2 protein-coding genes (1 of these 2 cut by a window edge) are annotated in these 26,052 nt (G+C 66.6%); both read left to right on the forward strand.

Features of this window, described 5'->3' with window-relative positions:
* Nucleotides 1-771 carry the end of a non-ribosomal peptide synthase/polyketide synthase gene (locus ACQP1T_RS05015; RefSeq protein WP_433758772.1) on the forward strand. It extends 16,989 nt beyond the left edge of the window, so the window shows 771 of its 17,760 coding nt (coding positions 16,990-17,760); the start codon falls outside the window, past its left edge; its stop codon occupies nt 769-771.
* Complete coding sequence (locus tag ACQP1T_RS05020; RefSeq protein ID WP_433758773.1) at nt 771-26,042, forward strand: non-ribosomal peptide synthase/polyketide synthase; 25,272 nt, start codon at nt 771-773, stop codon at nt 26,040-26,042. The genes ACQP1T_RS05015 and ACQP1T_RS05020 overlap by 1 nt, the downstream gene beginning before the upstream one ends.
* Nucleotides 26,043-26,052 lie beyond the last annotated feature (10 nt).

The following is a 26,052-nucleotide window of genomic DNA, read 5'->3' on the forward strand; positions in this document are numbered from 1 at the left end:
GTCGACGCACGCACCGGTTTCGCGGATCTGCTTCGACAGTCCAGGGATCGCGATATCGCGGCGCTGTCACATGCCGACGTGCCGTTCGAGCGGGTGGTCGATGCCATGGGCCGGACCAGATCCAGCGCCTATACGCCGCTGTTCCAGGTGATGTTCGCCTTCCAGAACATGCCGTCCGGCCGAGTCGCACTGCCCGGCCTCGAGGTCGAGGTGCTCGACCTCGAGCTGGCCGAGGCCAAATACGACCTGCAACTCACCGGCATCGAATTGTTCGATGCCGCCGGTGACCTGGCCGGATTGGATATGCGATTCGGTTACTCGACCGACATTTTCGATGCCGAAACGGTCCGGCTGTTCGCCGAGCGGCTACTTCGCATATTCGCGGCAGTCACGCAAGACCCCGCCATCGCCATCCGGGCCATCGACATTCGCGGCGAACAGTCCCGTGCCGAACGGAACAGCACGGCGGACCTGCCCGCGCTGATCACGGCGGCCGCCGAAATCGACCCCGGCGCAGTCGCTTTCACCCACGACTCGCACACGGTCGCCTTCGGCGAGCTGGCCAGCAAGCTCGCGACGGTCGCCAAGGCCATGGGCGCGACCGCGAAACCGGAAGCGCTCATCAATGTCGCTCTCGCCGGGCTGATACCCGGCCTCTTGGCCGCCCTCGGCGGCGGTGGTCTCGCCGCGGTCCTGCGGACGCTGCGCACCGAGGCGCAGGCCGTGCTCGCCAACTCTGGTTCGGAAATCGATTCGGAAGGAATTAGCTGATGTCCCAGGCAGAATCGGTCACATCCAGCGAAATCGGCAATCGCATTGCCGCCTACGATCATTCGGCGCTGCGCCGGGCATACGGACTCGACGATCTACCGATCCTGATCGATAAGGTCGCCGAATCGGATCCGGAGCGGATCGCCCTGCGGCACGACGGGACCGCCATCACCTACGGTGTGCTGGCCACCGAGATCATGGTGCTGGACGAGGCGATGGGCGGCGGTCTCGGTGCCGACGCACTGGTATCGGTCGTGGTCTCCAGTCAGCTGCCCGCCCTGCTGGAGTCCGGGGACGGCGCACTCGGCACCGTACTGGAGCAATTGCTCGATGATGCCCTGACGGCGGCGGCGCATGTGCTGCCGTCGATATTCGCGCCGATCGAGACTCTGGTCAGCGAATTCGAGGAACAGGTGCGCCGGACGCCGGATGCGGTAGCACTGGACTTAGCGGGTGCGACGCTGGCCCACCCGTCGCCCGACCACCACCCCTCAACGAGTCGCTACGCGACGCTGGCCCACCCGTCGCCCGACCACCACCCCTCATCGAGTCGCTACGCGACGCTGACTTATGCGGAGTTCGACGGCCGGGTGAACGCCCTCGCAAGGCGGTTGATCGAGCTGGGTGTCGGCCCGGACACTCTGGTAGGGCTCGCTGTACGACGCTCATTCGACCTTATGGTCGGGATGTACGCGATCTTGAAGGCGGGCGGCGCGTATGTGCCGATCGATCCGGAGCATCCGGCCGAACGCATCGGATACGTGCTCGAGGTCGCCGCACCTGTCCTGGTACTCACCACGACTCACGACCAGCCCGAGCTCGGACCGAATGTTCGGGTACTGCGGATCGATGAATTCGACGCCGTCGAGACGGCGGCGATCGAGGACCGACCACAGCTGTCGGCGGACAATACGGCCTACGTCATCTTCACGTCCGGATCGACCGGACGTCCGAAAGGCGTTGCGGTATCGCATCGTTCGATCCTGGCGAACCTACGGTGGCGACAACGGCTGTATCGACTGCGCGGCGACGATGTGGTGCTACAGAAGACGCCGTTCACTTTCGATGTCTCGGTGTGGGAGTTCTTCTGGCCATTGCAGGTCGGCGCGCGGCTGGTGATAGCGGCGCCGGATGGTCATCGTGATCCGGCCTATCTGGCGCGCACGATCGCCGAGCGTGGCGTCACCGTCGCGCATTTCGTCCCGTCGATGCTTGCGGTATTCGTGGCCGAACAGCGGATCGAAAGCGCGGCACGGTCGCTGCGCCTGGTATTCGCCTCCGGCGAGGCGCTACCCGCCGCCACCGCGGCCGCCTTTCGCGATATCAGTGGCGCGACACTGCACAACCTGTACGGCCCCACCGAGGCCGCCGTCGATGTCACCGCCCATGAGGTCACCGCCGCCGATAACACGACCGTGCCGATCGGCAAGCCCGCCGATGACACCGAGTTGCTGGTATTGGACGACAGTCTGCGGCCGGTGGCAACTGGCGTCGTCGGTGAGCTCTATCTCGCCGGTGTGCAGCTGGCTCGCGGCTATGTGGCACGTCCCGGCCTGACGGCGGACCGGTTCGTGGCCAACCCCGAAGGCGCGCCCGGTGATCGGATGTACCGCACCGGCGACCTGGTCCGCTGGCGCACCGACGGTGACGGCGGCCCGGACGAACTGGAATATCTGGGTCGCATCGACTTCCAGGTCAAACTGCGCGGGCTGCGGATCGAACTCGGCGAGGTCGAGGCGGCGCTGCTGCGCGATGAGCAGGTCGCGCAGGCCGCGGTGCTGCTGCACCGGCATGCCGGTGGCGATCATCTGGTCGGTTATGTGGTGGCCGAGCGTGGTGTCACCGTCGATCCGGCTACCGTCCTGGAATCCGCCCGCCGGGACCTACCGGACTACATGATGCCGTCGCTGGTGATCGTCCTCGACGAAATGCCGATCAATGCCAATGGCAAGCTCGATCGGCGCGCACTGCCGGAACCGGTATTCGGATCGGTGGCATATCGGGAACCATCGACCGAGGCGGAGGTGGCGGTCGTCGAGATCTTCGGCGAACTGCTGCAGATGGATCGGGTCGGCGCGGACGACGATTTCTTCGCACTCGGCGGCAACTCGCTGATCGCCACCCGCGCCATTGCCCGAATCGGGGCCGCGCTCGGCATTACCGTCGATGTCCGCGATTTTTTCGACCGCCCGACGGTAGCGGCGCTGGCCGGGCTGGCACGGACCGGAGCCGCACGCCCCGCACTCACGGCAGCGGCACGGCCGCAGCACATTCCGCTGTCTCCGGCGCAGCGACGCATGTGGTTTCTCAACCGGTTCGGCACGCACACCGAATCCGCCTACGTCTTCGATACCGCGGCGGTGGACAATATTCCGGTCGCGCTGCGGCTGCGCGGCGCGCTCCAGGTCACCGCCCTGTCGGCGGCGATTACCGATCTCGTTGCCAGGCACGAGATCCTGCGCACCGTCTATCCGCAGACCGCCGACGGCCCGGCTCAGGTGGTGCGGCCGGTGCATGCCGTATTCGACCTGTCGCCGAGCGATATTCCCGAGGCCGAACTCGCCGCCACCGTATTGGCGAGCGCGGTACAGGGATTCGATGTCGCCGAGGAGATCCCGGTCCGGGTGCGGTTACTGCGCAGCGGACCCGAGGACCACACGTTGGTCCTGGTGGTGCATCACATCGCCGCCGATGGAGTCTCGATGGGGCCGCTGATGCGCGATCTCGTCACCGCCTATGCGGCCCGTCGCGCCGGACGCCGACCGGACTGGGTGCCGCTGCCCGTGCAGTACGCGGACTACGCGCTGTGGCAGCAGCGCGTGCTAGGCGCCGAGGACGATCCGGAATCGGTGGCCGCACGCCAGCTCGCGTTCTGGGCCGCCGAATTGGCCGACCTGCCCGCACAGCTGGATCTGCCCACCGATCGGCCCCGTCCCGCCGTCGCGTCCTACCGTGGCGCGACCCATGCGTTCGCCATCGACGCGGAGCTGCGCCATGCGATCGACCGGATTGCCGCTCGCGGCCGAGCCACGCCGTTCATGGTGGTCCATGCCGCGCTCGCGGTCTTGCTCGCGCGGCTGACCGGCACCTCCGATATCGCCATCGGCACACCGGTCGCGGGCCGCGGCGATCGCGCCTTGGACGATCTCGTCGGCATGTTCGTCAATACTCTGGTGCTGCGTACCGAGGTACGGAGTGAGCTGAGCTTCGCCGACCTGGTCGCCCATGCGCGTGAACGCGATCTGAATGCCTTCGCGCACAGCGATATTCCCTTCGAGCGGCTGGTCGAGGTGGTGAATCCGGCTCGTTCCCAGGGCAGGCATCCGCTGTTCCAGGTCGCGCTGTTCATGCAGAACATCGGGCCGATCGCGCTGACGATGCCCGGCCTGGACGCGGAGCTGGTCGATTTCGATCCCGGCTTCGCCAAATTCGATCTGCAGCTGACACTTTCCGATATCGAGTCCGGCTATCGTGCCGAATTCACCTATGCCACCGACTTGTTCGATACCGCGACCGTGCGCGAGTTCGGTATCAAGTTTCTTCGGCTGCTGCGCGCGGCTACCGCCGATCCGGAGATCGCGATCGGCGATATCGAAATCCTCGATGCGGGCGAACTCGATTACGTCACCGCCAGCTGGAATGCCAGCGGGCACAGGGTCGCCGATCGGTTTCTGCACGAAGGCTTCGACAGCCAGGTTCGGCGCACGCCGAATGCTGTTGCCGTGGTTTCCGAGACCACCGAACTCACCTACACCGAACTATCCGAGCGGGCCAATCGCCTCGCGCGCCTGCTGATCAGCACCGGCGTCGGCCCGGAATCGCTGGTGGTACTCGCGTTGCCGCGCTCGGTCGAGCTGGTGGTCGCGATGTACGCGGTGCTGCGTGCCGGTGGCGCCTATGTGCCGGTGGATCCCGAGCATCCGGCCGAACGCATCTGGCACATCCTGGACACCGCCCGCCCGCATTCGGTACTCACCATCCGCGGCACGGGCTTTACCCTCCCAGCCACCGTGCCCCCGAGCGTGCGCCTGCACCATATCGACGAACTGGATCTGTCGGGGTACTCGGTGACAAAGATCGCCGATAGCGAGCGCCGGGCGTTGCTGCGGCCCGAGCACCCCGCCTACGTAATCTTCACCTCCGGCTCGACGGGCCGACCGAAGGGCGTATCGGTCGAGCACCGCGCCATCGCCAACCAACTCGCCTGGATGCACGCCGAATATCGGCCGCGCGTCGGCGATGTGTATCTGCAGAAGACCGCGACCACCTTCGACGTTTCGCTGTGGGGTTACTTCCTGCCGCTGCGCGCGGGCGCGACCCTGCTTCTCGCCGCGCCCGATGGCCATCGCGATCCGCGATACCTCGCGGAAACCATTGCCCGCCACGGCGTCACACTGACCGACTTCGTGCCATCGATGCTCGCGGTTTTCACCGCCCATGCCGAAGCGAACGAACTCGATTCGCTGCGCGATGTTTTCGTCATCGGCGAGGCCCTGCCACCCGAGACGGTCGCGGCCTTTCATTCGGTGAGCGATGCCGCGCTGCACAACCTGTACGGCCCGACCGAGGCGGCCGTATCCATCACCTATCGCGAGGTCACGGTCGATGACGAGCTGGTGCCGATCGGCGAGCCGGAGTGGAATTCCCAGGTCTACGTGTTGGATGGGCGACTGCGTCCGGTGCCGATCGGGGTGCCCGGCGAGTTGTATCTGGCCGGTGACCAATTGGCCCGCGGCTATCACGGTCGAGTCGATCTGACCGCGGATCGCTTCGTGGCCAACCCTTTCGGCAGAGCGGGTGCGCGGATGTACCGCACCGGGGATCTGGTGCGCTGGAGCGCGGAAGGGGAGCTCGTCTACCTCGGCCGGATGGACTTCCAGGTGAAGTTCCGCGGTCAGCGCGTCGAGCTGGCCGAGATCGAGTCCGCGCTACTCGCGGTGCCCGAGGTGAGTCAGGCCGCGGTACGGCTGATCGACGGCGACTATCTCGCCGGGTACGTGATTCGCGCGCCGGGCAGCGATCTTGATCTGGATGCGGTGAAGGCCGGGCTAGCCCGACGTCTGCCCGGATATATGGTGCCGACCGCGCTGATCGAGCTGTCCGAATTCCCGCTCAACACCAGCGGCAAGCTGGACCGCACGGCGCTGCCGGTTCCGGTGCTGCGGCAGCAGAGTTTCCGAGCACCGACCAATGCGGCACAACGGTTGGTCGCCTCGGTATTCGCCGAAGTACTACGGGTGCAACGAGTCGGCCTCGACGACGACTTCTTCGCGCTCGGCGGCAGTTCGCTGGACGCCACCCAGGTCACCGCGCGGGCGGGGGAGGCCGTCGGCACGCACATCCCGGTGCGCGCCCTGTTCGACGCTTCGACGGCCGAGGGATTCGCCGCCGCCGTCGACGAACTCGGCAGCGCGGGCGCGTCCGCGCGCCCGCTGGTGCGCCGGGAGCGTCCGGCGCGCATTCCGCTCGCGCCCGCCCAGCAGCGGCTGTGGTTTCTCAACCGGATCGAAACCCAGGACGGCGCCGCCAGCGTTTACAACCTCCCGGTCGTGCTGCGGCTCACCGGCAGACTCGATGTCAGAGCGCTCGAGCGCGCGGTGCTCGATGTGCTGTCCAGGCACGAATCCCTGCGCACCATATACCCGGACAGCGAATCCGGTCCGTACCAGTCGATTCTCGCCCCGGCCGATATCGGCCTGACCCTCAATCCGGTAGCCGTCGAACGTGCCGATCTGACCGCTGCCATTACCGCGATCACGACCGCCGGATTCGATGTGACAACCGAACTGCCCTCGCGCGTGGCGTTACTCAGCGTCGATCGGGTCGACGACCGGCGCGGCATTTCCGGTGACGAATATGTGCTGGTCTTCGTGGTCCACCACATCGCGGCCGACGCACTTTCGATGACACCCCTGATCACCGATCTGGTGCACGCCTACCTGGCCAGATTGACCAGCAGGAGGCCGGATTGGCCCGAGCTGCCGGTGCAGTACGCCGATTACAGCCTCTGGCATCGCGAACTGCTCGGCTCCGAGGACCGGCCCGGTGATCCGGCCTACCAGCAATTGCGATTCTGGCGCGCCGCCCTCGACGGCATGCCGACCCGACTCGCGCTGCCGACCGACCGGCCACGCCCCGCACTGCCCGCCGATCGCGGTGCCGCAGTGGAATTCGAGGTCGAGTCCGATGTGGCCGCCGCGCTGCGCGTACTCGCCCATCGCAGTGGCGCAACGCTGTTCATGGTGGTGCACGCGGCCTTCGCGGCGACGCTTGCCAGACTGAGTGGCACCGATGACGTGGTGATCGGCTCGCCCGTCGGAGGTCGCGGTGAGCGCCAACTCGACGCGCTCATCGGCATGTTCGTCAATACGGTGGTGCTGCGGACTCGCGTCGACGCGGCGGAATCCTTCGCCGAACTCCTCGCAGGCGTGCGCGATTCCGATCTCGCCGCCTTCGCGAATGCCGATCTGCCGTTCGAGCGGCTGGTCGATGCCATGGCCGTGGACCGGCGCACCGGCGCGCACCCGCTGTTCCAGGTGCTGTTCAGCTTCGGTACGGCACCGCGCATTGTCGCGGGGAGTCGGGCGCTCGATGTGCCGTGGCTGACCGTGGAGCCGCTCGAATCGCCTGATCGCACGGCGAAATTCGATCTTCATCTGGTGGTGAACGAGCGCGCCGGTGATCACGGCCTCACCGGCAGCCTGCGCTACGCCACCGATCTGTTCGATGCGGCGACCATCGCCGCGTTCGTCACCCGCTTTCGGCGCCTGCTCGCCACCGTGGCCGCTGCGCCACAGACCCGGATCGGCGACATCCAGCTATTGGCTGCCGACGAGCGGTCGGTGTTGGAGCACTGGAACGACACCACGCACGCCATCGACGAAACCCAGACGCTCGCTTCCTTATTCGCCATGCAGGCGGCACGCACCCCGAGCGCACCCGCGCTTACCTTCGAGGGCACAACGCTGTCCTATGCCGAATTCGCCGCACGGGTAAACCGGCTGGCACGCTGGCTCATCGACCAGGGCGTCGGTCCGGATTCCCTTGTCGCACTTGGCATGCGGCGCTGTGTCGATCTGGTGGTCGGCATATATGCGATCACCGTGGCTGGCGGCGGCTATGTACCGCTGGATCCGGATCATCCGGCCGAACGCACCGGCCACATCCTCGATACCGCTGCTCCGATCTGCGTGCTGACCTCGGGCCTGGATCTGGATATCGCAGCAGTGCAGGTCCGTATCGATCGACTGGACCTTTCCAGGTATTCGGCCGCACCGATCACCGATGCGGATCGGTGCGCACCGCTGCGGGCCGCGAATACCGCCTATGTCATCTTCACCTCGGGTTCCACCGGTCGGCCCAAGGGCGTCGCGATGAGCCACCAGGGCATTGTGAACCGGCTGTTGTGGATGCAGTCGGCGCATGTCGCGCTCGATGGCACCGACGCGCTGCTGCAGAAGACGCCGGTGACCTTCGACGTCTCGGTGCCGGAATTCTTCTGGCCACTGCAGGTCGGTGCCCGGCTGGTGCTGGCTCGTCCGGATGGTCATCAGGATCCGGTGTATCTGGCGGAACTGATTCGGCGCGAGGGCATTACGGTCGCGCACTTCGTGCCGTCCATGCTCGCTGTCTTCGTTTCGGACGATATCGACGTGCCCACGCTGCGGCATGTGTTCTGCTCGGGCGAGGCACTACCCGCGACAATCGCGCAGCGCGCACGTGCGATCACCGGAGCGCGTGTGCACAACATGTACGGGCCCACCGAAGCGGCGGTCGAGGTGAGTGCGTACGAGGTGACGGATGCCGATAGCGGTCCACTGCCGATGGGCGCACCGATCTGGAACACCCGTGCGTATGTGCTGGATGCCGGGTTGCGTCAGGTGCCGGTCGGTGTGCCCGGGGAGTTGTATCTGGCCGGAGCGCAGTTGGCCCGCGGCTATCTCGGTCGGGCCGATCTGACCGGTGAGCGGTTCGTGGCCGATCCGTTCGGTTCGGCTGGTACCCGTATGTATCGCACCGGTGATCTGGTCGTCTGGCGAGAGCCGGGTGTGCTGGAATTCCTCGGCCGCACCGACTTCCAGGTCAAGATCCGCGGCCTGCGGATCGAACTCGGTGAGATCGAGTCGGCATTGCTGTCGGTTGTCGCTATCGCACAGGCGGTTGTGCTGGTTCGAGACGATCAGCTGGTCGCCTACCTGGTGGCAGATGATGAACTCGATACCGACAGTGTTCGAGCCGAACTCGCGCGTCGGCTGCCCTCCTACATGGTTCCGTCGGCATATGTCGTGTTGGCCGAATTTCCGATCACGGCGTCCGGCAAGCTGGACCGAAAAGCATTGCCCACACCGGTTTTTGCGGCCGCTGAATTCCGCGCGCCGAGCGATCTCGCGGAAACCCTTGTCGCCGAGACGTTCACCGCACTGCTCGGTGTCGATCCCGTCGGCGCTGATGACGACTTTTTCGGCCTCGGCGGCAACTCCCTCGTCGCCACGCAACTCGCGGCCCGGCTGACCAAGGCGACCGGCGCGGACGTACCCGTGCGCACCATCTTCGACGCCCCGACAGTGCGCGAGCTGGCGCGTCGGATCACCGTCGAACAGGAGGCGGCGCCTCCGGCCTTGCCGCCATTGACGGTGCAGGATCGCGACGAACCGATTCCGCTGTCGATCGCCCAGCAGCGCATGTGGTTCCTGAACCGATTCGACGCCGCGAGCGGCGGATACAACATCCCGTTCGCGCTGCGCCTCACCGGTGTGCTGAATGTGCCCGCGCTGGAACGTGCGATCGCCGATGTCATCGCCAAACACGAGACCCTGCGCACCATCTATCCCGAACACGACGGGGCCGCGACACAGGTGGTGCTGCCCGCCGGGACCAGGTTGGTGGAACTCGTCGTCCGTGCGGTGTCGACAGCGGAGTTGCCCGAACTCATCGCCACGGCGGCCCAGACCGGTTTCGATGTGACGACCGAGGTTCCGTTGCGCGTGCGGCTACTCCGACTCGACGACGGTGACCCCAGGTCGCGTCGACAGGTGTACGTGCTGCTGTTCGTCGTGCATCACATCGCCGCCGACGGCTGGTCTTTCGCGCCGCTGACCAGGGATCTGGCTACCGCGTATGTCGCCCGCTGTGCGGATGTCGCACCTTCGTGGAGTCCGCTGACCGTGCAGTACGCGGACTTCGCGATCTGGCAGCGCAATGCATTGGGCCGGGCCGACGACAAGGGTTCGCTGCTTGCCCATCAGCTGCGGTACTGGACCGCTCGGCTCACCGGCGTTCCCGAGGTGTTGTCGCTGCCCACCGACCGGCCGCGACCCGCGATCGCCTCCAATCGAGGCGGCGCCATTACCGGCCATCTGGATCGGGTATTGCACCGTGGCATCCAGGAGTTGGCGGCCACGCATCGTGTCACCCCGTTCATGGTGCTGCACGCCGCGCTCGCGGTGCTACTGAGCCGCCTGAGCGCGAGCGACGATATCGTCATCGGCACGCCGGTCGCCGGTCGCGGTGACGAAGCACTGGACGAGCTCGTCGGCATGTTCGTCAATACCTTGGTGCTGCGTACCGAGGTGCGCGCCGACGCCACGCTCGATGAGCTCTTGGCCACGGTCCGGACAGCGGATCTGGCCGCGTTCGATCACGCCGCCGTGCCTTTCGAACAGCTCGTCGACGTCGTGAATCCTGTTCGCTCGCAGGCACACGCGCCGCTCTACCAGGTGGCGATGACATTGCAGAACCAGTCCAAGCCGGACTTTCAGCTGCACCGTTTGAATATTGCCGCGCTCGATATCGGGCCAGCGCCGATCCAACTGGATCTGGACTGGACGCTGACCGACCGCTATGCCGCCGACGGTGCGGCCGACGGCATCGATGTGCATGTGCATTACGCGCTGGACCTTTTCGACGAGGTGACGGTCGACGGCTTCCTCGCGGGTTTCGAGCGGGTATTGCGCGCCATGGTGCGTGACGCGCGGACCCTCGTCGGCAATGTCGAGTTGATGTCGGTGGCCGAACGCGGACTGTTGCTTTCGGACCGCAATGCCACCGCCCGGCCACTGCCTGCCGAAACCCTCGACGATCTGCTGACCGCACGGGTTGCCGCCACACCCGATGCCGTCGCGGTGATCGTCGAGGGCACCTCGGTGACCTACGCGGAGTTCGAAGCCGAAGTGAATCGTCTTGCGCATTGGCTCATTTCGACTGGCGTCGGCCCGGAGACGATTGTCGGCCTAGCCGCGCTGCGATCGGTCGACATGCTCGTGGCGATATTCGCGATCGTGCGTGCGGGCGGCGCCTACCTGCCACTGGACCCGACCCACCCGGCCGACCGGATCGCGCAGGTGATCGACAGCGCCGCACCGGCCCTGGTGTTGGCCGTCGGCGGTGCGGTACTGCCCGAACTCGATGACATCAGCGTTATCGATCTCACCGATCTCACCGATCTCACCGATCTCGGCGATTTCGACGCCGCACCGATCGCCAGGCCGCCACTGCGCCGCGAGAATACGGCATACGTGCTGTTCACGTCCGGTTCGACCGGGCGACCCAAGGGCGTCGCGGTGACTCACCGCGCCATCATGAATCAGCTGCGCTGGCTCGAATTCCGCTATGGCGTCACCGCGGCCGACCGCATTCTGCAGCGTGCTCCGCTCACCTTCGATGTCTCGGTGTGGGAGTGCTTCCTACCGATCGCGGTCGGTGCACCGCTGGTGATCGCCCGTCCGAGCGGTCACCTCGATCTGGCGTACTCCGCCGGACTGCTGCGCGAGCACGGCATCACCATCGCCGAATACGTGCCGTCGGTCCTCGCGGCGCTCATCGGTGAGGGCATGGGTGATGCGCTGCGCTCCTTTCGCCATCTGCACTGCGGCGGTGAGGCACTCACCCCGGACCTGCTCGCGACAATTCGCGAACATGTCGGCGGCGCGGTGCACAACGCCTACGGCCCGACCGAGGCGGCGATTTCGGCGGTCTATCACGAATTCACCGATGTCGACGGCGAATCCGGGCGTGACGTCGCCATCGGACGACCGTGCTGGAACACCCGCGCCTATGTCCTGGACGCACGGCTGCGGCCGGTGCCGATCGGTGTCACGGGCGAGCTGTATCTCGCGGGTGACCAACTGGCGCGCGGCTATCACGGACGCGCCGGACTGACCGCCGAGCGTTTCGTGGCCGATCCGTTCGGTGTGCCAGGGCGGTTGATGTATCGCACCGGCGATCTGGTGCGCTGGAACCGCGGTGGCGATCTGATCTACCTGGGCCGCAATGATTTCCAGATCAAGCTGCGTGGTCAGCGCATCGAACTCGGAGAGATCGAGTCGGCGCTGGCCGGGGTGGCGGGCGTGCGGAATGCCGCGGTGATCCTGACCCGCGACACCTCCGGCTCCGACTGTCTGGTCGGCTACATCAGTGCTGCGGAAGTGTCTGGGGACGCGGTACTCGCGCAGGTGCGCGAGCATCTGCCCGGGTACATGGTGCCCGCACATCTGGTGGTACTCGACGAGATGCCGCTCACCACGGTCGGCAAACTCGATCGTGCGGCGCTGCCACCGGTCGAAGTCGTGGGTGCCGCGACGGAATTCCGTGCACCGCAGGAAGGCACCGAATCGGTACTCGCCGCATTGATGGCCGATCTGATCGGTGGCGGACCGATCGGCGCGGATGACGATTTCTTCGCGCGCGGTGGCAATTCGCTGTTGGCCATGCGGCTGGTCGCACGCGCGAACGCCGCCTTCGGTAGCGGGCTCACCGTGCGGGAGGTATTCGAAGCACCGACGGTGGCCGAATTGGCACTGCGAGTGTCCCGCGCCGATGTCGTGCGGCCCGCGCTGGTGGCACGGGATCGTCCGGACCGTATTCCGTTGTCGCTGGCGCAAACCCGGATGTGGCTGCTGAACCAGCTCGATCCGGATTCGGCCGTCTACAACATTCCGATCACCATCCGCCTGACCGGTGCTCTGGACGCAGCCGCCCTGCGCGCCGCGCTTGGCGATGTCGTCACTCGGCACGAGTCGCTGCGCACCGTGTTCCCTGTCGACAGCCTCGGTCCCGCGCAGGTGGTGACCGAACCGCTCGAATGGGAACTGCGGCGCGTCGATATCACCGAATCCGACCTCGCCGCAGCGGTTGTCGGCGTCGCCGGTATCGGGTTCGATCTGCGCACCCGGATACCGGTGCGCGCCAGGCTGTTCCGGGTTGCGCCCGATGATCATGTGCTGGTCGTCGTGGTGCACCATATCGCCGCCGACGGCGTCTCGACGGCCGCACTGGCGCGGGATCTGATGGTGGCATACGGCGCTCGCACCGAAGGCGCGGCACCGCAGTGGCAGCCACTGCCGGTCCAGTACGCGGACTTCACCCTCTGGCAGCACGAGGTGCTCGGCTCGGCCGATGACCCGGACTCCGTACTGGCTCGCCAGATCGCGCATTGGCGCACCGAACTCGACGGACTCGCCCCGGTGCTGGAATTGCCCGCCGATCGGCCGCGCCCCGCCGTGGCATCCGGGCGCGGCGCCGCGGTCGAGTTCGCCATCACCGCGGAGTTGACCGGCGCGATCGCGGGTCTGGCACGCAAACACGGGGTGTCGACGTTCATGGTGCTGCACGCCGCCTACGCGGCACTGCTGGCCCGCTTGGCCCGGGTGGACGATATCGCGATCGGCACCCCCGTCGCGGGACGGGCCGAGGCGGCGCTGGACGATCTGGTCGGCATGTTCGTCAATACCCTGGTATTGCGCACCGAGGTGGCCGCCGAGGCGACCTTCGCCGAACTGCTCGGGCAGGTCCGTGCCACCGACGTGCGGGCCTTCGCGCATGCCGATCTGCCATTCGAGCGGCTGGTCGATGCGCTGAATCCGATTCGTGCACAGGCGCATTCACCGATCGTGCAGACATTGCTCACCTTCGAGCACCGTGACGATACGGTGCTGCGGCTACCCGGACTCGAGGTTGCCGCGTATCCGATCGACAACCAGGTCGCGCAGTTCGACCTCGCGCTGGAACTCGCGGAGGGCGACGGTACCGCGCTGCGCGCGGTCATGCGCTATGCGACAGATCTGTTCGACCATGCGACAGTCGAATCTTTCGCGGCCCGGTTCGTTCGCCTACTCGAGTCCGTCGTGGTCGATCCAGCCATCCGTGTCGGCGATATCGAGCTCCTGGATCGCGATGAGCTGTCGCTGCTCGATCACTGGAACGACACCGCGTTCGCGTTGGACGGCTCGCACACCCTGGTTTCGCTGTTCGAGGAACAGGTGTTGCGGACGCCCGACGCGATCGCGGTGACATTCGACGGGAGGAGTCCGGCCGACCACCCCTCATCGAGTCGCTACGAGACGCTGACATACGTCGAGTTCGCGAGCCGGGTCCATCGGCTCGCGCGATGGCTGGTCGGGCATGGCGTCGGCCCGGATTCGGTCGTCGCGCTCGGCATGCGGCGCTCGCTCGACCTGGTGGTCGGCATGTACGCGGTCACTGTCGCCGGTGGTGCGTACCTGCCGCTCGATCCCGACCATCCGGCCGACCGGATCGCCTATGTGCTCCAGACGGCGCGTCCGGTGTGGGTGCTGACCTCCGGTACTGATCTGGAAATGGTTGCGGCACGGCAGGTCCGGATCGACCGACTCGATCTGACGAGATACTCACCCGCGCCGCTGACCACGGGGGATCGCCTCGGCGCGCTGTTGCCGGGTCACACCGCGTATGTCATCTTCACTTCCGGTTCGACCGGCCGTCCCAAGGGCGTCGCGGTATCGCATGCCGCGATTGTCAACCGACTGGTGTGGATGCAGTCGGAGTATGGGCTCCACGCCGACGACGCGGTATTGCAGAAGACCCCGGCGACCTTCGATGTGTCGGTCTGGGAGTTCTTCTGGCCGTTGCAGATCGGCGCGCGGCTGGTACTCGCGCGACCGGAGGGTCATCGGGATCCGGCCTATCTGGCGCGGTTGATCATCGATGCAGGAATCACCGTCGCGCATTTCGTGCCTTCGATGTTGGCGGTATTCCTTTCGGAACCAGTTGCGCGCGAATGCGTCACGCTGCGGGCGCTATTCGCATCAGGTGAGGCACTGCCCGCACCCGCCGCCCAGCGGGCCCGCGAGCTGACCGGTGCCCGCGTGCACAATCTGTACGGGCCGACCGAGGCGGCAGTCGACGTCACCTGCCACGAGGTGACCGATGCCGACGCGGAGTCGGTGCCGATCGGCAAGCCGGTATTCAATACCCGATTGCTGGTGCTGGACGCGCGGATGCGTCTGGTGCCGGTGGGGGTGCCGGGTGAGTTGTACCTCGCGGGTGACCAGTTGGCGCGCGGCTACGTCGGTCGTCCGGAGTTGACCGCGGAACGTTTCGTCGCGAATCCCCTCGGCAGCGTGGGGGAGCGGATGTATCGCACCGGCGACCTCGTCCGCTGGAATGCGAACGGAGAGCTGGAGTACCTGGGCCGCACCGACTTCCAGGTGAAGCTGCGCGGGTTGCGTATCGAACTCGGCGAGATCGAATCCGCGCTCACCGCGGTGGACGTCGTCGATCAGGCCGTCGTTCTGGTTCGGACGGATGAAAGACGCGGCGATCAGTTGGTCGCCTATCTGGTGGCCGACCCCGCGGTCGACATCGATGACGTGCGCGCGGAACTCGATGCCGCACTGCCCGCGTATATGGTGCCGTCGGCCTTCGTCGTGCTGGCTGCCTTCCCGGTCAATTCCTCCGGCAAGCTCGATCGCACCGCACTACCCGCGCCGGTATTCGACACCGCGACCTACCGTGCCCCCGAGAACGACACCGAACAAGCCGTCGCCGAGATCATGGGCGAACTGCTCGGCAGCGAGCGGATCGGCGCCGACGACGACTTCTTCGCACTCGGCGGCAATTCACTGATCGCGACCCAGCTGGCCGCTCGGCTCGGTACCGCCCTGGATGCCGAGGTCCCCGTGCGGATGGTGTTCGAGGCGCCGACCGTCGCCGCAATGGCAAGCCGCGCCGCTCGGCTCATCGGCACCGGCAGTCGTCCGGAGCTCACCGCACGTCAACGCCCCGAGCTGATTCCGCTCTCGCCCGCACAGCAACGAATGTGGTTCCTCAACCGCTTCGATCCAGGCGAAACTGTGCACAATATTCCGGTCGCGATCCGGCTCACCGGAGATGTCGACACCGATGCGCTGGCCGCGGCATTGACCGACGTAGTCGCCAGGCATGAAACCTTGCGCACCGTATACCCGGAAATCGACGGCACCGGCTACCAACGAATTCTGGAGGCGACGCACCCGCCCGAAATCGTCGAACTGGATTCGTCGGCACTGGTGGACCTGGTAGCCACGCCTTTCGATGTCACGACCGAAATACCGCTGCGCGTCGGCTTGGCCACGCTGTCGGATCGCGAACACCTACTCGCCATCGTGGTACATCACATCGCGGCGGACGGCTTCTCGATGGCCCCGCTGGCCCGAGATATCGCCACCGCATACGCGGCCCGCGCCACCGGCACCGCACCCACGTGGGCGGACCTGCGGGTGCAGTACGCCGATTACGCACTCTGGCAACGCGAGGTCCTCGGAGCCGAGGACGATCCGGAATCGGTGGCCGCACACCAACTGCGCTACTGGAGCCGCGTACTCGCCGGGTTGCCCGCCCAGCTCGATCTGCCCTCGGATCGGCCACGCCCCGCCATCGCCAGCCACGCCGCCGCCAGCACCACCATCGGACTCGACGCCGCGATGCGCGCCGGCATGGCCACCATCGCCGCCCGATACGACGCGAGCCCGTTCATGGTCGTCCACGCCGCGCTGGCCACCCTGCTCGCGCGACTGTCCGGCATGGCCGACGTCGCCATCGGCGCGCCGATCGCGGGCCGCGGCGCCGCCGTGCTCGACGATCTCGTCGGCATGTTCGTCAACACCCTGGTGCTGCGCACCGAAGTGGCTGGCTCGGACTCCTTCGCCGCCGTACTGCGTCGCGTCCGCGATGGTGATCTTGATGCCTTCGCCAACGCCGATGTGCCGTTCGAGCGGCTGGTGGAGGTGTTGGATCCGCCGCGCTCGGAGGCGCGGCATCCGCTGTTCCAGATCGCGCTGTTCTTCCAGAATCTCGCACCCGTATCGGTCGAGTTGCCGGGCATCACCGTCGCGGAGTACCAGATCGACTACGAGACAACACGATTCGATCTGCAACTGACCGTCGCCGACGACGCACTGCGCTTCACCTACGCCACCGACCTGTTCGACGAGTCGACGATCGCGACCTTCGGCGCACGCTTCATCCGGCTGCTCGGCGCGGTGATCGGCGATCCGGAACAGGTGGTCGGCGATATCGATCTGTTCGAGTCCGGTGAGCTGGAACGGGTGGTGACCGCGTGGAACGACTCCGCGCACACCGCGTTCGTCGCGGAAATGCTGCTCGACGAATTCGAGCAACAGGCCGCCGCGACACCGGACGATATCGCCTTGGTTTTCGACGAAATCACCATGACCTACGGCGAGCTGGACCGCCGAACCAACCAGCTGGCCCGACATCTGATCGCGATCGGCGTCGGCCCGGAGTCCTTGGTAGCATTGGCGATTCGGCGTTCGATCGACCTGGTGATCGCGATGTACGCGGTGCTGGAGGCGGGCGGCGGCTATGTGCCGATCGACCCGGACCATCCGGCGCAGCGCATCGGGCACATCCTCGACACCGCCGCACCTATCGCACTGCTCACCACCGAGAATGATCGCCGGGACTTCGGGTATGCCGGTGCGACAGTGTGTGTCGATACTGTCGCGCTCGACGGCTATGCCGATGACCCGATCGCGGCGCACGAGCGATTTGCGCCGGTTCACCCGCTGAACCCGGCATATGTGATCTTCACCTCGGGATCTACCGGAAAACCCAAGGGCGTCAGCGTCTCCCACGCCGCGATCGTCAACCAGATGACCTGGATGCAGTCCGAGTACCGGCTGACCGCCGACGACGTGTACCTGCAGAAGACGGCGACCACCTTCGATGTCTCGCTGTGGGGTTACTTCCTGCCGCTGCGCATCGGTGCGACGCTGGTGCTGGCGACCCCGGACGGACACCGCGATCCCGCCTACCTCGCCGCGACGATCGCCGAATACGGCGTGACGGTCACCGATTTCGTGCCGTCGATGTTGAGCGAGTTCGCGGGACAGGTCGGCACACCCGCCGAGCTCGACACATTGCGCACGGTATTCGTCATCGGCGAAGCACTGCCCGCGGAGACCGTCCGTGCCTTCGGCGCGGTGAGTTCGGCGCGCCTGCACAACCTGTACGGCCCGACCGAGGCGGCGGTGAGCATCACCTACCGCGATGTCACCGGTGAAATCGACCGGTCCGTCATGCCGATCGGCAATCCGGAATGGAACAGCCGCGTGTATGTGCTGGATTCCCGGCTGCGACCGACGCTGCCCGGGGTCGCGGGGGAGCTGTATCTCGCGGGCACCCAACTCGCACGTGGATATCACGGCAGGGCGGATCTGACGGCGGATCGCTTCGTGGCGAACCCATTCGGTCCCGCGGGTGAGCGCATGTACCGCACCGGCGATGTGGTTCGCTGGGACACCAGCGGCGCGACCCAAGAACTCGTGTACCTGGGCCGCACCGACTTCCAAGTGAAGTTTCGCGGCCAGCGCATCGAACTCGGTGAGATCGAGGCCGTACTCGCGGCCGTGCCCGGTATTTCGCAGGCCGCCGCCAGTGTGGTCGCCACGAACACCGCCGACCATCTCGTCGGCTATGTGGTGGGCGATGCGCGGAATGAAAGCGACTTGCGTGCAATGGTTTCGGCGGCCGCAGTGGATGCGTTGCCGTCGTACATGGTTCCATCGGCGATCGTCGTGCTGGCCGCGTTCCCGCTCAACACCTCCGGCAAATTGGACCGAGAGGCACTGCCGGAGCCGGTATTCGACCGCGCCGCCTACCGGGCGCCGGTCACTCCGGCAGAAAGGTTGGTGGCCGAGGCGTTCGAGGCGGTAATGGCACGGTCGCCGATCGGTGCCGACGACAACTTCTTCGACCTGGGCGGCAACTCGCTGATCGCCACCCGGGTCCTGGCCCGGCTCGGCGAGCGGCTCGGTCGGGTGCCCGTACGGTTGCTGTTCGAGGCGCCCACCGTGCACGCCTTCGCGGCCCGACTGGCCGATCGAGCGGATGACCGGGTCGTACCGCTGATCGCCGGGCCACGCCCCGAGCGGATTCCGCTGGCGCCGGTGCAGCGCGGCATGTGGTTCCTCAACCGGCTCGATCCGGACTCGGCCACGCGCAATATCCCGGTCGCGGTGCGCATCGGCGGGGAGTTGGACGAGGCGGCGCTGTGTGCCGCGTTGAGCGATGTGATCGCCCGTCACGAGGCGCTACGCACCGTGTATCCGGCCGATGCGGATGGCATCGGATATCAGGTGATCCTGCCCGCCGAACCGGCCCCGGTAGCCCTCATGGCCGAGACCCCCGGCTCGGTGGACGAGCGCATAGCCGATCTCCTCAGTGCTGGCTTCGATATCACCGCCGAGGTCCCGATGCGGGCCATCCTGCTGCGGGAGCATGCGACCAGTCACGTGCTCGTCGCCGTGCTGCACCACATCGCGGCGGACGGCTATTCGATGGGGCCACTGCTGCGAGACCTGATGTCGGCCTACCTGTCCCGAGTCGTCGGCGGCACCCCGGTCTGGCCGGAACTCGCCGCGCAGTATGCCGACTACGCGCTCTGGCAGACCGCCGAGCTGGATTCGGTCGCGGCCGAACAGCTCAGGTACTGGACCGAAGTGCTGCGGGATCTGCCGGAAGAACTGGTATTGCCCACCGATCGGCCACGCCCGGCCATCGCGTCCGAGCGTGGCGGCACGGTGCGCGCCCGCATCGGCGGTGCTGTCGGTGTCGGTATCCACGAACTCGCCGTGCGGCACAACGCGACACCCTTCATGGTGGTGCACGCCGCACTCGCCGTATTGCTGTCCCGGCTGTCGGGTTCCGCCGATATCGCCATCGGCACCCCCGTCGCGGGCCGCGGCGCGGCGGCATTGGACGACCTGGTCGGCATGTTCGTGAACACCTTGGTGCTGCGCACATATCCGGATCCGGCCTGCTCTTTCATCGATCTGCTCGACCAGACCAGAACAAACGATCTGGCCGCATTCGCCCATGCGACAGTTCCGTTCGAGCGCGTCGTAGACGAACTCGGTGTCGAGCGCTCCCAGTCCAAGCATCCGCTGTTCACCGTGGCGCTGAGCTATCTGAATACCGGTGCGGCGGAGTTCACGCTGCCGGGCCTGGAGCTGACGGCTGTCGAATTCGACGAATCGGTGGCGCGCTTCGATCTCCAGTTCACCGTCGCGGCGGAACTCGATGCCGAAGGTCACCTGGCGATCGAACTCGACTATGCGACAGATCTTTTCGACAAGTCGACTGCCGCAGGACTGCTGCGCCGGTTCGGTCGTGTCCTCGGTGCGCTCACCGCGAATCCGTCCGCCCCGATCGGCACCATCGATCTGCTCACTCCGGCAGAACGCGCCGAACTGCTCGGCAGGCGCGGCGATGAACCGGTGCCGCCGCGTACGCTCGCCGAGCTGATGGCCGCTGCGGTCGCAATGAATCCCGATGCGGTCGGGCTTATTTCGGACGACCGCGAGTTGACCTATCGCGCACTGGACGAGCACTCGTCCCGCCTGGCCAGAATGCTGATCGGGCACGGTATCGGTGCCGAAGATTTCGTCGCCGTGGCCATCCCGCGTTCCGCCGAATCCGTACTCGCGGTGTGGGCGGTGGCGAAGACCGGCGCGGCCTTCGTACCCGTCGATCCGACATACCCGGCCGATCGAATCGCCCACATGCTGTCGGATTCCGGTGCCACCGTGGGCATTACGCTCACCGCATGCCGCGCCGGGCTGCCCGGAAGCGCCGAATGGCTCGTGCTCGACGCACCGGCCACGGCGGCCCGTATGCGGCATTCGAGCGCGGCGCCCCTCGCTCTCGGCGAGCTGACCCGTCCGGTGCGCGTGGACAATCCCGCGTGGATGATCTACACCTCGGGTTCCACCGGCATCCCGAAGGGCGTAGTGGCCACCCACGGCGGCCTCGCGGGCGTGGCGCGTGCGCAGCGGGATCGCTACCAGGTCACGGCGACATCCCGGGTCCTGCACGTGGCATCGCCCAGTTTCGACGCCGCCATGCTCGAGCTCTTGCTCGCCCTGCCGGCAGGTGCCGCGCTGGTGATCGCACCCGCAGGTGTCTACGGTGGCGCGGAATTGACCGCGCTCATCCGGGATCAGCGGATCACCCACGCCTTCATCACCCCGGCCGTGCTGCGAACACTGGACCCGAACGAACTCCCCGAACTCACCCACCTGACCGTCGGCGGCGAATCGTACGGCCCGGATGTGGTGCGGCGCTGGGAAACCGGACGTGCGTTCCACAACACCTACGGCCCGACCGAGACCACGATCATCACCAATATCAGCGCACCGCTGCGTCCCGGCGAATTCGATCTGGGCACCACCATTCACGGCATGTCCGCCGTGGTGCTCGACACCCGATTGCAACCCGTCCCAGATGGGGTGACCGGCGAACTGTACTTGCGCGGGCCGGGTCTGGCTCGCGGATATCACGCGCGGCCCGCACTTACGGCGGATCATTTTGTCGCCGACCCCTACGGTCCGGCGGGCGGGCGGCTCTATCGCACCGGTGACCTGGTGCGTTGGACCGCATCCGGCGCGATCGAGTACGTCGGACGCGCCGACCACCAGGTGAAGGTACGCGGTCTGCGCATCGAACTCGGTGAGATCGATGCGGTGCTCTCGGCGCACGAGTGCGTCGAATTCGCGGTAACCACCGGCCATACCGACGCCACGGGAAGCGTCTCGCTGGTCGCGTATGTGGTCGCGAACGGGCCGATCGACATCGCTGAGCTCACCGCCTTCGCCGCACGCTCACTGGCCGCCTATATGGTGCCCGCCGCCATCATGGTCCTCGACGAAATCCCGCTGACGCCGGTCGGCAAGCTGGACCGCAAGGCGCTGCCAGCACCGGAGTTCCGTACCGCGACCTTCCGCGCTCCGCGGACGGCCGCCGAGCGGCTCGTGGCCGAGGTCTTCGCGGAGGTGCTCGGCGTGGCAGCGGTCGGCCGCGACGACGACTTCTTCGCGGTCGGCGGAAACTCTTTGACCGCAACGCAATTGGCCGCACGATTGAGCGCTCGATCGGACGCGTCGATCGGTGTTCGCTGTGTCTTTGAGAACTCGACAGTGTCGGCCTTGGCCGCCACTCTGGACAGCACGGCGACGCCCGCACGTCCGGCCCTGACCCGACGCACCGACACCGGCCCGGTCCCGCTCTCGCTGGCACAGCAGCGCATGTGGTTCCTCAACCGACTCGACCGCCAGTCCACCGCCTACAACATCCCACTGGCAGTGCGGCTCACCGGCGATCTCGATATCGCCGCACTCGATGCGGCGATCACCGACGTGGTAGCGCGCCACGAAGTGCTGCGCACCGTTTACCCGCAGCACGAAAGCGGCCCCGTGCAGCTCGTCCTGCCGATGGCCGATGCGGGAGCGCCGGTGCTGGCCCCGGTTCCGGTGCCCGTCGACGACCTGAGTTCCGCGGTCGCGGACTTCGTCGGCGGCGGATTCGATGTCACCGACTCGGTTCCGTTGCGCGCCAGGCTGTTCCGTCCCGTCGCGGGTCCGACCGCGCTCGGTGAGCACGTGCTGGTCGTGGTCGTGCACCACATCGCCGCGGACGGCTCGTCATTGGTCCCGCTGGCACGTGACGTGATGACCGCCTACGCCGCACGCAAACACGGCATGGCGCCGGAATGGACGCCGCTGCCGGTGCAATACGCGGATTACAGCCGCTGGCAACGCGATCTACTCGGCAGCGAGGACGACCCGGATTCGCTGATCGCCCAGCAACTGCGCTTCTGGACCGAAACCCTCACCGGACTGCCCGCCCAACTCGCCATGCCCACCGACCGCCCCCGACCCGCCATCGTCTCCACCCGCGGCCGACATGTCGATTTCAGTATCGACGCCGATATGCAGGCCAGGCTGACGGATTTGGGCCGGAACAGCGGAGCGACATTGTTCATGGTCCTGCACGCCGCTTTCGCCGTGCTGCTGGCCCGCCTGTCCGGCACCGCCGATATCGCCGTCGGTACCCCTGTCGCTGGCCGTGGTGCGGCCGAACTCGACGATGTGGTCGGCATGTTCGTCAATACCCTGGTGCTGCGTACCCAGGTGGACGCGGCCACCGGCTTCACCGAACTCCTGGATCGGGTACGCACCGCGGATGTCGCCGCGTTCACCAATGCCGACGTACCGTTCGAGCGGCTGGTCGAGGTGCTGAATCCGGAGCGCTCGACCGCGCGGCATCCGCTGTTCCAGGTCGGCTTCTCCTTCCACAACCAGGCCGAAGCGGAATTCGCACTCGACGGATCGACTGCCACCGCAGTCGATTTCGACTCGGAGATATCGCAATTCGATCTGCATCTGGTCATCACCGATCGGTACGACTCGGACGGGAACGCGGCGGGCATGGCGGCATCGATCACCTATGCCACCGCACTGTTCGATGAAGCCACGGTCGCCGGTTTCGCCGGACGACTGCAACGTCTGCTGGCGGCCATCTGCGCCGAACCACAGCTGGCGGTCGGTGACCTACCGCTGTTGGACACCGCCGAACGCGACCGGATGCTGGTCTCCTGGAATCGGACCGAACGCGAATTCACCCCGGCCACCCTCATTACCGCATTCGAAGAACAGGTCGTCCAGACGCCCGATGCGGTGGCAATCGTCGATGACGCGGCGACGGTCACCTACGGCCGGTTCGCCGCGCGGGTGCACCGACTGGCCCGTGCGCTCATCGGCCGCGGCATCGGCCCGGAATCGCTGGTGGCCCTGGCCATTCCGCGCAGCGTCGACCTGCTCGTCGCCATGTACGCGGTGGTGACGGCGGGCGGTGCGTATGTTCCACTCGATCCGACCCACCCGCTCGACCGGACCACGAGCGTACTCGCCGCCGCCAACCCGGCCCTGGTGCTGACCTCGGCCGAGCGGCCGATGCTGCCCGAATCGGTGGCCGACCACGAGGTAGTCCTGGATATCTCGGTCGCCGCGGGAGTACTCGACGGCGGTCCGATTCGTGCTGGGGAGCGGCTATCCACGCTGACTCCCGCGCACACCGCCTATGTCATCTTCACCTCGGGTTCGACCGGAACCCCGAAGGGGGTCGCCGTCCCGCACGCCGCGGTCGCACACCAATTGGACTGGCTGCAAACGGAATACGACCTCCGCGCCGACGACGCCACGCTACTGATGACCTCGGCTGCCTTCGACCTCTCGGTCTGGGAGTTCTGGTGGGCTTTGCGCACCGGTGCGCGGGTCGTGCTGGCCCCACAAGGCGCACAACGTGACCCGGCAGCGGTGGTGGATCTGATCCGCCGCGCCTCGGTGACCACGGTGACGCTGGTGCCAGCGCTACTGGCCATGCTGACCGAGGTCAGCGGCGATCAACGACTGCCGAGATCGCTGCGACGACTCCTCGTCATCGGTGAGGCACTGCCAACCGCGACCGTCGACCGGATCGGCGCACTTACCGCCGCCCGCATCGATAACCTGTACGGCCCCACCGAGGCGGCGGTCTCGGTGACCCGATTCCGCACCGGCACCGGTATCCGTCGAACGGTCGTCCCCATCGGCACACCGGAATCGGGAAACCAGGTCTACGTGCTCGACGACCGGCTGCACCCGGTGCCGACGGGGGTGACCGGTGAGCTGTACCTGGGCGGCGCGCAGCTGGCCCGCGGCTATCACGGCAGGCCGGACCTGAGCGCGGAACGGTTCGTGGCCAACCCATTCGGCGCATCGGGCACCCGGATGTACCGCACCGGCGATATGGTCCGCTGGGGTACGGACGGCAACCTCGAATACCTCGAGCGCCGCGACTTCCAGGTGAAGGTACGCGGCTATCGCATCGAACTCGCCGAGATCGAGCACGCGCTGCGCTCGCGTCCGACGGTCGCCGAGGCTGTCGTCATCGCCCACCGCGGTGACCTGCTGGTCGGATATTTCACCGCGACCGAGCCGAGCGATCCGAATGCGCTGCGAGCCGCGCTGACCGAAACTCTGCCCAGCTACATGGTTCCGACGGTGCTGATCCAACTGACCGCCCTGCCGCTCAACGCCAACGGCAAGGTCGACCGGACCGCCCTGCCCGAGCCCGAGTCGGGCACCCGAGAATTCCGGGCTCCGGAAACAGAGCTGGAGTTGCTGGTCTGCACCGTCTTCGCCGAGGCGCTGGACGTTGAACGAGTCGGCGCGGACGACAACTTCTTCGAACGCGGCGGCAATTCGCTACTGGCAACTCGACTGGCACCCCAGCTGAGTAACGCACTCGCCGAACAGATCCCGGTCGTGTGGCTGTTCGCCGCGCCGACGCCCCGCGATCTGATCAACCAACTGGAACTGCATCGATCCGGCCGCGGTCGCGTCGACGCGCATGCCGCCTTCGATGTCCTATTGCCCTTGCGCCCCGGCGGCTCTCGCGAACCGCTGTTCTGCATCCACCCGGTCGGCGGCGTCGCGTGGTCGTTCGCCGGTCTGGCCGCGCATATCGATCCCGAGCGCGCTGTTTACGGCATCCAGTCCCCGGTGCTGAATTCGACAGCGGCGCTACCGGATTCCATCGAGAACTGGGCCGGCCGCTACGTCCGTGAGATCCGCGCGGTACAGCCCGAGGGCCCTTACCACCTGCTCGGCTGGTCGCTCGGCGGTGTGCTGGCACACGCCGTCGCGAACCAATTGCAGGACCAGGGCCAACATGTCGCGCTGCTGGCCATGATGGACAGCCCGCTGCACGTCACGGTGAACGACACGGCGACGGTACCGGTCACCGATCTGCTCGGCGGCCTACTCGGTGAACATGCCGACGATATCGATACCGAACTCGATCGCATCCAACTCGCCCGCCGCATCGCCGAACTCCCGGAACCGTTCGCATCCTTCGGATTCGACCGACTCGGCCGTCTGCTGGACGCGGGCACACAAGCACTGGCGCTCATCACCCGCTACCGCCCCCGGCCCTACAAGGGCAATCTCGTCTATTTCACCGCCGCACTCGACGACCCCACCGGGGCCACCGGCGCGGCCAGCTGGTCCGATGCCGTCGACGGCACCGTGCACAACCACGCCGTCCAGGCCACGCACTGGCGCATGACCTCCGAATCCGCCCTCGCCCGCATCGGCCACGTCCTGACCAATGTCTTGGCGCATGCCGACCGGGCCTGAACTCTCCGAC

Origin of the sequence: Nocardia sp. CA-135398 (assembly GCF_050955845.1) — a bacterium.
Lineage (GTDB): Bacteria > Actinomycetota > Actinomycetes > Mycobacteriales > Mycobacteriaceae > Nocardia.

Excerpts from the sequence above, each read along its gene's own strand:
- ACQP1T_RS05020 (WP_433758773.1), top strand. The coding sequence starts at position 771 with ATGTCCCAGGCAGAATCGGTCACATCCAGCGAAATCGGCAATCGCATT.